The organism is Alteromonas alvinellae (assembly GCF_902705805.1).
In genome coordinates this window covers 15,602-27,311 of record NZ_CACSIH010000227.1, presented here as the reverse complement: position 1 = coordinate 27,311, position 11,710 = coordinate 15,602, and the positions used below count along the sequence as shown (strand labels likewise).

Sequence of the window (11,710 nt, the reverse complement as noted above, 5' to 3'; positions counted from 1 at the left end):
ATGGGAGGCAGATAACTGATAATCTAAACAGAAGCGGTCAGAAGTATACAATGTCCGCTTCACGCTCACAGCTGCCTGTCAGATGGAGTCGAGACTATTTCATATTGCAGTAAAAAAGAGCCGCGAATGCGGCCCTTATATTACTTAGTCACTACTCTTCAGAACTATCACTTGAGTTACTTTCAGACTCACTCTGATAACGCTTAAATTCCGTACGCGTAATTAATTCATCGTCATTTGCGTCAATATTATCAAAATCACGTATTACACCACTTCGCGAGGCTTCAGCTTTAGTAAGCTTACCGTCGCTGTTAGCGTCCATCATCTCAAATTTACTGCGTGCAATGACCGCTTCATCTGCGATAACCGTATTATCGTGAACAACAGTATCTTCAGCCACTTTGCCAACGTTTGTCTTTTCTAAGTTTCCGTTAGCCTTCAACTCAGTCTTAGCTCTTAGTTCGTGAGTCAGCCTTTTGTCTTTCGTCGCGGCAACCACTTCATCGACATCAGTATCAACTTTAACTTCCGTTTCCATTGTACCTTCTGTACCCATACTCTCTTTCATCGATTTTACCGTTGCAAGCACGTCGTCATCGAAATGTTGAGGGTGCTTCGTTACATGAGCATTGAACTCTTTAATTGAAAGCTGCATGTCTGAATTGGTATCAATTTTGGAAAAGTGCGCATAAATCTCATCGTCGTAAGCTTCTTCTCGTGAAATATAGCCGTTGTCGTCGTTATCCAAATCGGCAAATGTGGTGTCTATTTTTTCGATACTATTGCCAGCAAACGCGGCAGTAGAAAGTGCGGCGCTGATTAGTGTAGCAATTGTTAATTTTTTCATATCTAACTCCTTGGTTTTTCGGCCTCCATACTGCTTAAAAACGGAGGAGAGTATTCACATGGAGTTATTCACAGCATATGCCATTTCAATAAAATGTTTTTAGAACATTGGTTTATGTTTTTTGAAAGGTTGGGTGACGACAGGCGGAATTGTGAGATCTATAGAATTTTCTGAAAAAGTTACTCGCTATTTTTGGTAAAAATGGAACACGTTAAGCGGAGAATGTTGTGAAAGCGAGCAACAATCGACCTGCCGTTATTCAAGCAGCGAGTTTTGTTTAGTATAAAGCCATTAGGTTTCGTATAAGTATTCAATGTTTGTTACGGTAAACGTTCGAATTTTGTGATGGTTTCTAAGCTTACTTCCCACGCAGCTTTGCTTACGCCGAAGATATGTGCAGTAGGTTTAATCAGTAGTTTCGTATCCAGACACCCAGCGGGTACGGCTAGAATGTCACGGAGTTGAGTACACGGAAGGGCTGAACCACAAATTTTACAGAAACTTTTGCTATGACGCGTGTTCTCGAGCGTGAAGTTTACTACAGCGTCAACACCCGATGACCAAGTTAATATAGCCGAACTTGAAAACAGGTTGGCTGCGAAGGCCGAACCTGTATCCTTTTGACAATGTTTGCAGTGGCACAGATAAAAACTGTCAAAATCACCCTCAATTTTAAAAGTTACCGACCCGCACAAACAAGACCCTTTGTAATTGTTCATCAAAACTCCTTTTTTGTGAAATACCACTATTTAAAGCACTAAGACTGCTACTGTTTAGCAAGCCAATCGTAAAAATGCGCCACGCCCGCTTCTAAAAACGGTTCTATGGGACCGTGTTCTTCTTCGCCTGATAAATAAAGTGCTCGTCGACCTTTTTCTAGCAATAGGCAGGCTTCTTCATCTTCTACAGCTGTTTCCATATAGGCCGCTTTTTCCGCTGCAAAGTAGTCTGGCATATCTTTATAAAGTGCTTCGGGATAATAAAATTCAACGTGGTTTACACATGCGCCGGCACCCTTGGGGTAAATCGTGCTGACGACAATAATATCTGGGTACCACTCAATCATAATATTAGGGTACAAAAAGCACCATATTGCGCCAAAGCGAGGAAGTGTTTGCCCAAATCGTGCCAATAATGCGTCTTGGAACTCTCTGTAACGCGGTGTTGTGCGCTTGGTAAGCTGGTCGCCTAGCCCAACTTTTTGAACTGAAAAATCATCGCCAAACGACCATTCTAAATCATCGGGTTTAACAAACTGGCGAAGCCCAGGGTGCATGGAGTACACGTGATAGTTCTCTAGATAGATTTCGATGAATGTCTTCCAGTTAAATTGATATTCCGTGGTTTCAGAACCGGCGTAAAAGTAATCGGTAAAGTCGAGATAGTCCTCAAGTCCAAGGGCAGATAAGTCCATATTAGGAGAGCGCCCTCGAAATAGAAGACCGTTCCACACTGACAGTGATTCCTTTTTCAACTGACCGCTAGGGGCATCCTTAAAGTGGGGCGCACCTTTAAGCTGGCCTGTATTGTCATAGCTCCAGCAGTGAAGTTTACAAACTATACTGCGTGCCCGGCCTTGCCCTTCAAGAAGTTGAGCTTGTCGATGTAAGCAAATATTGGATATAAGTTCATAATTCTCACCTTGATTAAACAACGCATAACGGTCGCTAAAGTGAGGCAGTACTTGATAGCTAAACTTCTCTGGCACCATTAGGGAATGGCCCGCATAAGCAAGCCCTCGAGAGAATGCCTGTTCGACTTCCTGCCGGCTTTCATCAGCATCAAAGTAACTTTTTATAGAAGGATGGGTAACGATTTTCATAGTTTAAAAAGGGTGCTAAAAACGCAGTGCGTTGAGTCGAAATAATATAGGCGCTACGTATCACTGAATTGCTTAAAAAAATAGCAATATTTTTATTCAAAGCACTATTTTTTTTAAAATATCGGAGTAGAATCCGCGCACCTTAATTTCGAAGTGATTTTCATGGACATTGGCTTCCATCACCTTGAAGAAAAGCGTCTATTAACGCTTTCTTTTTATATTGCCGGCGCATTTGTCGTTATTGCGTTTGGTTTTGCCATTTTAACGAGCTCAGGCGCTATTTTATTTGATGCTGCTTACTCGTTAATTGCTTTTGTTATGTCAATGCTAACGCTCAAAGTGGCCAATTTGGTTCAACGTCCTGACGATGACCGGTTTCACTTTGGTTACACGGCAATTGAACCTACGCTAAACATGTTTAAGTCGCTTATTATCATTGCCACGTGTGTGTATGCGGTCGCGAGCTCTGTTCAGAGTTTATTAGCAGGTGGACACGCAGCTGAGTATGGTATTGGTATGGTCTACGGTGTTGTGGCAACGGTTGGCTGTTTTAGTATCTCTCTGTACATGCGAGTAAAAGGTAAGCATTTACTGTCCGACTTAGTAAAAGTGGATTCTCACACTTGGATGATAGACGGCGTGCTAAGTGCATCCATCTTGTTCGCTTTTATTTTGGCCTACGCGTTAGAGTTGACGGAATATAGAACGCTGTCGCCGTACGTTGATCCTGTTTTATTGATTATTCTTGGTTCGGCAATGTTGCCGGTGCCTTTTAAGATTTTGCGTGAAAGCCTTAATGAAGTAATTAACAAAGCGCCGCCTGAAGCTATCTCGGCGGTAATCGAGAAAAAATTCAAAAAAACGTTGGCTGACGTCCCATACGAACATGTGGAAGTGCGAATTAGTAAGCGGGGTAGGGATGTCTATCTGTTAGTCCACATTATCGTGGATGACGCATTCTCGATTGCAACGATCAGTGAGTTAGACGAAATTCGACTGAAATGCGAAGCAGAAATGCGCGAGTGGGATCCTGCAATCATCATGGATATCTTGTTCATAAAAGATCCTGAGCTTGCAGAGTAATGACACGGGGGAGTGTGAAATTTCTCGCATTCTCCCCTTACTTGGCTGGCAAAATCCTCCAAACTTTCCGATAATCAACTCTTTAAGCTAATTGAAGATGTGATGGAAACGCGACTTCCGCTATATAAAAAGCTGCTGGTAATGTACCGCATAGAACCGGGATGTCTTGGGCCGCAAGGTGCTGACAACGTCGAGGAGTTTTGTGTATTTGCCAAAAAAAGGCTAAAAGACAACCATGGTCATTGTTTGCGATGGACCATTAAGCCCCGCTACGACAAGACACTGCCCGAGCTTGAGTTCCAGATAAAAAATGCCGTACTTTCCCGTGACAATGCGGCTAAATATATGGATAGCTTTGGTATTGATATCGATGCTTTCGAAGAAGAGCTAGAGGAGTCACTCGCCGATTTGGTTGATGCATTTTTTGAACGCTGATGCTTTCAACTAAAGCCACCGTTACATGCATTGCTATATACAATGCTAGGGAACTCGAAAAGGCACTTCAAATGCAGAGCACAAAAAAGCCCCGCCATTTCTGGCGAGGCTTTATCATTCATTCAGTTAAAGTGAATCAGTAACTCACCTTAATATATCAGTTTAAAGATTTCAGTTTCTGGTAACCTTCAGCTTCTAGCTCATCATTTACGCACTCTAATACAAATACGTCTTCCGACTTGCCTTTTGTACCTTCTTCTTCAGCGATTTCTTTACAGAACTGGGTTAATTCCGCTACCAGCTCTGCAGGTGCTTCGTCTGATGCAGCTGCAATTACAGAGAACGCCATTGCGCTTAAGCCTACTAAGCCTAAACCTATAAAGCGTAAACCTTTCGTAATTACCTCGTTTAATAGTTGAGTATAAACATTTACGAGCTGGATATTGCGCCTAAGTGTTAAGATTAAAAAGCTAATTTTTTTGTTCTAGAAGACAAATTCTTTTCATCAAAAATTTAACAATTGTTTTGACTCTAAAAGGCGTCAGGTGGCAAATGCTGACGCTAAAATGCAAACCTTTAATGGGCATTCCATAGGCTTTTTGGCATAATGCGCGGCCTAAAGTAGAAAAGTAATGACAGCGCTTAAACCATGCCCACAATAAATAACGTATTCTCTTCAGATGGCCTCCTTGCAGGTGCTATCAAGGGGTTTGTACCTCGCGAAGCTCAAACTGAAATGGCAAAGGCGGTTAAGCGCGCTATTGATACCACAGGTAGTTTAATAGTAGAGGCAGGTACGGGAACGGGAAAGACTTTCGCTTATCTCGCTCCGGCATTGTTGAGCGACGGAAAAGCCATTGTTTCTACAGGGACTAAAAACTTACAAGAGCAGCTATTTCACCGCGACTTACCGCTGGTAAAAAAGGCCTTAGGCAGCAAGCGAAAAACTGCACTGTTAAAAGGCCGTTCAAACTATCTTTGTCTACACCGTGTAGCGCAGCACAGCGGCAACTCTACGCTGGTTGAAAAAGAGGTATTGGGTCAGCTTTCAGAAGTGAAACGTTGGTCTAGTACTACGAAAACAGGTGATATGGGGGAGCTTAAAACCCTTCCCGAAGATGCCCGTGTTTTACCGCTGGTTACCTCTACAGTGGATAACTGCTTGGGCCGCGATTGCCCAGATTATGAAGATTGCTACTTGGTAAAAGCGCGCAGAAAGGCGCTGGATGCTGATATTATTGTGGTAAACCACCACCTTTTCTTTGCTGATATGGCACTGAAAGACACAGGGTTTGGCGAACTTATCCCAGAAGCTGATGCGATTATTTTTGATGAGGCTCATCAAATTCCCGATATTGCCAGCGATTACTTTGGCGAGTCACTTTCGACAAGACAAATTCACGATATTGCGAAAGATATCACGCTGTTGTTCAGAACAGTGCTAAAAGATGCTGGGCAGCTAGATAAAGCGGCTGACAAATGCAGGATGATTGCCTCTGACTTACGGTTATTGTTCCCGGATACGGCTGAACGCGGCAACTGGGCTGAGGCGTTAGACCGTGATGACGTGCGCATGCAGGTGGGCAAGCTGGCCGAAGCGCTAGGTGTACTGCATGAAGTGTGTAAGCTACATATTGGCCGCGATAAAGATTTAGACAACATGTACGAACGTGTTGTGGCTGCAAGAGAGCAGTTAGATGCGTTAAGCGACAATAAGCAAGAAAATGTAAGTTTGTGGTATGAAACTACTCAGCGCCACCTCATTATGCATTTAACGCCCTTATCAATTGCCGCTAAATTCAGACGATTCGTATCATCGCCGCCGCGCGGGTGGATTTTTACCTCGGCAACCTTAATGGTAAACGGCGGTTTTGATCACTTTCAGCGCCGCATGGGCTTAGAAGACGCAGAAACGTTAGGATTAGATAGCCCGTTTAATTACCCCGAACAGGCCATGCTGTGCGTGCCCCGCTATTTACCAGAACCAAACAGCTACGCTATGCGCGAAACTTTGCTAGAAACAGCCAAACGGCTAATCAAAGCAAGTCGCGGGAGATGTTTCTTGTTGTTTACTAGTCACGCTATGCTTCGAGAAATTGCGCAGAAGCTAGAAGATGAGATAGATAATCCGCTACTGGTGCAAGGGACTACCACCAAGCAAGCATTACTGGATGCGTACCTTGCAGACGAAAAAGCGGTATTAATGGGCACAGGCGCTTTTTGGGAAGGCGTAGACGTACGCGGCAACGACTTGGTTTGCGTGATGATTGATAAGCTGCCCTTTGCATCACCTGATGACCCGCTGCTTCAAGCTCGTATGGAAGATGTAAAAAAACGTGGAGCAAACCCGTTTGGTGTTATTCAAATTCCCCAAGCTGTTATTACGTTAAAGCAGGGCGCGGGAAGACTCATTCGAGATCCTTCAGATAAAGGCGTGCTGGTTATATGTGACAATCGATTAGTGACGAAGCCTTACGCCAAAACCTTCGTCGGAAGCTTGCCAGATATGAAAAGAACAAGAAGCTTGGACGAAGTGGAAAAATTTTTAGCCGGCATTGATGAAGCCTAAGTTAAAGCACTGAAAAAGCGGTAAGCGTGTATTACGCCATTAGCCCCGTTTTCAGCTTATATGAAATAAGAGATAAACATGAACATTTTAGCTATAGACACGGCAACCGAAGCTTGTTCGGTTGCGCTTCAATTCAAAGACACCGTCATAACGCGTTTCGAGATATGCCCTCAGCAGCATAGTCAGCGTCTTCTTCCCATGGTTGATGAAGTGTTAAATGAAGCAAAGGTTTCGCTGGGCGACCTAGACTTATTGGCTTTTGGCCGAGGCCCGGGCAGCTTTACCGGTGTTCGCATAGCGACGGGAATGATTCAAGGTTTAGCGTTAGGGACAGGCTTAAAAGTGGCGGGCGTGAGTACGCTTGAAGCTATGGCGCTTGAAGTAGCGTCTAAAACTGAGCACAAAGATGCATTGATTGCTGTTGCGTCGGATGCGCGTATGGGTGAAGTGTACTTCGCTGTTTACTCACAATCGCAAAGTGGGCTTGTTCTTTGCGTTGAAGAGCAAGTTTGTCCGCCGGAGACGGCTATTGAACAGCTAAACGCGCTTAAGGAAGATAATAGCGCCGCTGTGATTGCAGCAGGCACCGGCTGGTCTGCCTACGAGGAGCTTGATAACTGGAAGTCTGAGGTATGTAGCGAGGTAGTGTTTGACGTCACGCTTCCAAACTCTCAATACATGCTTAAACTTGCAATCGATGCGTATAGCAAAGGCGAAGTATCTAACGCTGTGAATGTAGAGCCTGTATACCTGCGCGATAAAGTAACGTGGAAAAAGTTACCGGGAAGAGAGTAGAAGTACTAAAAAGAACGTACCTTATTAAAGAAACCGAAATACCGCGGTTTGCTCTAGTATGGTGCGTTTTTTGCTTGAACAACCTCGTATGATTATCAATAATAATTTTGCACTACCGTCCTCTGAACCTTCTCAAGGACGAGTCGCAAAGGTTAGCAAAGATCCCGAACAGCAAAACAAGGGGCAGAGTGAATCGTCGGTAAAGGCGATCGTTGTTGCGCCCGATGAACAGGGTACGGATAACGCGAAGGCCTACCAGCAATTTATCCGCGAGGATGGCAATACCTACTCTCAAAATGCGATAGCCTCTTACACCAGTTTTGAAAAACAACAGCAACGTGAATCTATTCAGTCCATGTTTGGTGTAGATATTTACGCATAAACTTCCACATGCTATTGCCTTCTTACTTGCAAATTAATTCTAATAAATTGTTAAATTTAGCAAACAGCTTTGAACAAAACCCAGTATATCTGCTCTAAATGGTGTGTATTACAGACACGCTTTCTTATTTATGCGTTAGATTAGTTGAACGACGGTGGCTGTCGTTTCGTAATAATGCTAATGTTTAGTTGCTGGAATGCGGTTTTTCTTTGTAACTTAAAGAGATACGTAAAAGTATATAAGAGTTTTTAGATGTGTATCGCACGTGGACTTCAAATGAAACACTTTCTGTTTTATTCGCAATCCATGCAAGCGCAACATTTTTTCTAGGGTTCACAGGAGCGCTTTAATGTCTCGTTATTTAGTTTTACTTACGGTCATGTTGTTTACTGGATGTACCATAGTTCCAGACAGTATTGATGTACCAGAGGGTACACAGTTAGTCAGCTACTCTAAAGCGGTCACTTCGAGTGCTAATGCGCAAGGTCAAAAAGCGCGTTGGGGTGGTATGATTGTAGGTGTTGAAAATAAGCCCAACAAAACGTTCATTGAACTCGCTCATTTCCCTTTGAACCACTACGGTAAACCTTCGACAAATGGCGAAACATCGGGGCGTTTCAAAGTACAAATTGACGGATTCGTCGACCCTATTGTTTTTGAAGAAGGGCGCTCAGCTACCTTTTTGGGCACCATAACTGCGCCGACAGCGGGAATGGTGGGCGAACAACCATATATTTATCCTACTATTATTGCTGATGATTATCATATGTGGAGAAAACAAGAGGTTTACGATGTAAACACTTACTTCTTCAATTACCATACAGGTTGGTACTCACCATTTTATCACTTCAATGGCCCTTGGATGTATCCGCACTTTAATAGAACCCGAGTGATTCGTTATCAAAATGCCCCGAGCAAAGCTAAGTTACCATCGCGCAATTCAGGGGCGAGTAACTCAGGCACAAAGTCGACAGGCCAGCCTCTGCGTGCAAATAAACAAAAATAGTAACAAGAGATGGAGCGGCAGGTGATTGCCGCTTTTTTGTTTTTGGTGGAAGTTAAGTGTAGAGGAGGCGGCAATTGATTGCCAGCATGGAAACTTATGATTGAAACTGAATTCGATATTGGAGGGCTTAATCTAGCAGCGTTAGATAATCAAGGTGCTGGTAAACTTGTAGTTGGTTTGCACGGGTACTTAGATAATGCCGAAAGTTTACGGTTGTTAGCGCCTTACCTTCAATCGCATCGCTTTGTTGCAATTGACCTCGCGGGTCATGGTCGCTCGTCTCACCGTGCACAAGGCGCACATTATAATCAAGTCGACTACTTGCAAGACCTTTATGCCCTTATAGAATCTCAGGGGTGGGATGAAGTTATTTTATTAGGACATTCTCTAGGTGGTATTCTGGCAAGCCTTTTTGCTGCACTCTTTCCAGAAAAAGTCGCTGGGGTGATAAGTATTGACGCCTGTGGACCTCTCACCGAAAGCGAGGAAACAACCGCCACTCAGATGCGAGAGTCTATAGTGAGTCGTCACACGAAATCACGTAATAAGCTTCGACTTGTTGAGTTGGAAGATGCGGTGACAGCGAGATGCAAAATCTCAGATATTCCGGAAGAACACGCGCGTTCAATATTGTCTAGAAACTTAACCCAAGATGCTGGGGGACATTGCTTCTGGGCGAGCGATCCTAAACTACGTACAAAATCATCGCTAAGATTCACAGAAAAGCAGGCAGAATCGCTAATGCGTGCTATTGTATGCCCAATTCTTTTTATTGGTGCATCTAACAGTTTTAAAAACCTTGAGACTGTTTTCCCCAATCGCAAGGGGTGGTTTTTAAATGCGCAATACGAACAATTAGTAGGCGGTCACCATATTCACATGGAAAATACTGACGATGTAGGGGTATTAATTCGTCATTTTGTTGAGCAATTGTAAATTGTGCCGTTTATTTTTTTTTACACATCCTATACTATTCGCAAGTTATCAGACCAGTTATATAAGTGCAGCTCCCCATGCGCTTATAAAAATAGTATAAGAATAAAGTAGAGGAGGTTTTGGTGGAAAAAACCTGGCTTAAGCATTACGACCCTCGCGTTTCCGCAGAAATTGATGCCGATCGTTACGCGTCTGTAGTAGACATTTTTGAGCAGTCGGTAAAGAAGTTTAAAAACAAAGAAGCCTTCATTAATATGGGGCATTCAATCACGTTTGAAGAGTTAGATACTTTATCAGCTCAGTTTGCTGCTTATTTGCAAGCAAGCGGACTAAAACGCGGTGATGCTGTGGCAATCATGATGCCCAACCTTCTTCAATACCCTGTTGCCATGTTTGGTATTCTGCGCGCAGGGATGGTTGTGGTTAATGTAAATCCTCTCTATACAGCTCGTGAGTTAAAGCACCAACTAAATGATGCTAATGCAAAAGCCATCGTTATTGTTGAAAACTTCGCGTGTACTCTAGAAGAAGTCATCGCAGATACAAATCTACAAGAAGTCTTTCTGACCGCTTTAGGCGATATGCTTCCGGCACCTAAGCGCTGGATTGTGAACGCAGTTGTGAAGTACGTTAAAAAGATGGTGCCTTCGTTTAATCTACCTGAAACGACATCGTTTATGTCGGCAGTTAAAAAAGGGCAATCCCTTGAATATAAACGCCCAGATATTGATAGCGGTGATTTAGCGTTTCTTCAATACACAGGTGGCACAACGGGTGTTTCTAAAGGTGCCATGCTTACTCATCGCAATATGGTAGCGAATTTAGAGCAAGTGTCAGGTATCTTAGAAACAGTGATTGAAGAAGGCGAAGACTTTGTTGTTACCGCGCTTCCGCTTTACCATATTTTTGCGCTACTGGCGAACTGCTTGATGTTCGTTAAATACGGCTGCCGTAACTTGCTTATCACCAACCCGCGTGACATGCCGGCTTTTGTAAACGAACTTAGCAAATATCCGTTCACCATTTTACCTGGTGTAAATACCTTGTTTAATGGCCTGTTAAATACGCCTGGATTCAGCGAACTTGATTTCAGCAAGTTTAAGTTTGGTTTAGGCGGCGGTATGGCTGTTCAACGTCCCGTAGCAGAAAAGTGGGAAAAGGTCACCGGTACAGTGCTTCTTGAAGGATACGGGCTAACAGAGTGTTCGCCTGTGGTAGCGGTTAACCCACCACAGATTGAAGCTTATAAAGGCGCAATCGGTATGCCTGTTCCTTCTACAGACATTAAGCTTCTTGATGACGACGGTAATCCTGTTGAAAAAGGTGAGCCTGGTGAAATGTGGGTGAAAGGCCCTCAGGTAATGAAAGGATATTTGAACCGACCAGAAGCAACAGAAGAAATTCTAAAAGACGGTTGGTTAGCCACAGGTGACATCGCAACGGTAGATGATGAAGGTTACTTCTATATTGTTGACCGTAAAAAGGATATGATCCTAGTTTCAGGCTTTAACGTGTTTCCTAACGAGATTGAAGAAGTGGCTGCAATGCATGAAAACATTGTTGAAGCAGCTGCGGTTGGGGTTCCTCATGAAGTCAGTGGTGAAGTTGTGAAATTATTCGTAGTTCGAAATAGCGACTCACTTACTGAAAAAGACGTTATCGCGCATTGCCGTAATCACTTAACGGGTTACAAAGTGCCTAAGCAAGTTGTTTTCAAAGACGACTTACCAAAAACCAATGTAGGTAAAATACTGCGTCGGGAGCTTCGAGACTAATTTCGTTGAAATAGTTTTGTGAAAGCCGGCGTAAGCCGGCTTTTTTATTACTGTGCAAAA

12 protein-coding genes are annotated in these 11,710 nt (G+C 43.5%); 8 read left to right on the top strand and 4 right to left on the bottom strand.

The annotated features are described in order from the left end of the window. Positions 1-151 precede the first annotated feature (151 nt). The 3 genes from ACX5KA_RS17810 to ACX5KA_RS17800 form a co-directional block, all read right to left on the bottom strand. The gene (locus ACX5KA_RS17810; RefSeq protein ID WP_458731788.1) at positions 152-847 is read right to left on the bottom strand and encodes an EF-hand domain-containing protein; all 696 of its coding nucleotides are present in this window, start codon (positions 845-847) and stop codon (positions 152-154) included. Between the two features lie 320 nt (positions 848-1,167). Further along, positions 1,168-1,566 (bottom strand): GFA family protein, encoded by a 399-nt coding sequence (locus ACX5KA_RS17805; protein WP_458731787.1) that lies wholly within the window; start codon positions 1,564-1,566, stop codon positions 1,168-1,170. A gap of 47 nt (positions 1,567-1,613) precedes the next feature. Further along, complete coding sequence (locus tag ACX5KA_RS17800; RefSeq protein WP_039222798.1) at positions 1,614-2,669, bottom strand: aromatic ring-hydroxylating oxygenase subunit alpha; 1,056 nt, start codon at positions 2,667-2,669, stop codon at positions 1,614-1,616. A 162-nt stretch (positions 2,670-2,831) separates the two neighbouring features. On the opposite strand from ACX5KA_RS17800, the gene ACX5KA_RS17795 reads away from it, so the two are divergent. Next, positions 2,832-3,752: a cation diffusion facilitator family transporter gene (locus ACX5KA_RS17795; RefSeq protein WP_061095419.1), complete on the top strand. Its 921-nt coding sequence runs from the start codon at positions 2,832-2,834 to the stop codon at positions 3,750-3,752. A gap of 102 nt (positions 3,753-3,854) precedes the next feature. Then, positions 3,855-4,187, top strand: a complete 333-nt coding sequence (locus tag ACX5KA_RS17790) for a hypothetical protein (RefSeq protein ID WP_458731786.1) — start codon at positions 3,855-3,857, stop codon at positions 4,185-4,187. Between the two features lie 157 nt (positions 4,188-4,344). Here the strand turns inward: ACX5KA_RS17790 and ACX5KA_RS17785 are convergent, their stop codons facing one another. After that, positions 4,345-4,536 (bottom strand): hypothetical protein, encoded by a 192-nt coding sequence (locus ACX5KA_RS17785; RefSeq protein WP_458731785.1) that lies wholly within the window; start codon positions 4,534-4,536, stop codon positions 4,345-4,347. 300 nt (positions 4,537-4,836) lie between these two features. Between ACX5KA_RS17785 and ACX5KA_RS17780 the strand changes: the two genes are divergently transcribed. From ACX5KA_RS17780 to fadD, 6 genes are all read left to right on the top strand, one after another. Next, positions 4,837-6,756: an ATP-dependent DNA helicase gene (locus ACX5KA_RS17780; RefSeq protein ID WP_014950010.1), complete on the top strand. Its 1,920-nt coding sequence runs from the start codon at positions 4,837-4,839 to the stop codon at positions 6,754-6,756. Positions 6,757-6,834: 78 nt separating this feature from the next. Continuing rightward, the gene (gene tsaB / locus ACX5KA_RS17775; RefSeq protein ID WP_458731784.1) at positions 6,835-7,551 is read left to right on the top strand and encodes a tRNA (adenosine(37)-N6)-threonylcarbamoyltransferase complex dimerization subunit type 1 TsaB; all 717 of its coding nucleotides are present in this window, start codon (positions 6,835-6,837) and stop codon (positions 7,549-7,551) included. Between the two features lie 70 nt (positions 7,552-7,621). After that, positions 7,622-7,933: a hypothetical protein gene (locus ACX5KA_RS17770; RefSeq protein WP_458731783.1), complete on the top strand. Its 312-nt coding sequence runs from the start codon at positions 7,622-7,624 to the stop codon at positions 7,931-7,933. Positions 7,934-8,282: 349 nt separating this feature from the next. Further along, entirely contained in the window at positions 8,283-8,939 is a 657-nt protein-coding gene (locus ACX5KA_RS17765) for a Slp family lipoprotein (protein WP_039222791.1), read from the top strand. Positions 8,940-9,035: 96 nt separating this feature from the next. After that, positions 9,036-9,875: an alpha/beta fold hydrolase gene (locus ACX5KA_RS17760; RefSeq protein ID WP_458731789.1), complete on the top strand. Its 840-nt coding sequence runs from the start codon at positions 9,036-9,038 to the stop codon at positions 9,873-9,875. 122 nt (positions 9,876-9,997) lie between these two features. Beyond that, the gene (gene fadD / locus ACX5KA_RS17755) at positions 9,998-11,650 is read left to right on the top strand and encodes a long-chain-fatty-acid--CoA ligase FadD (protein ID WP_014950005.1); all 1,653 of its coding nucleotides are present in this window, start codon (positions 9,998-10,000) and stop codon (positions 11,648-11,650) included. The last annotated feature ends 60 nt before the right edge of the window (positions 11,651-11,710 follow it).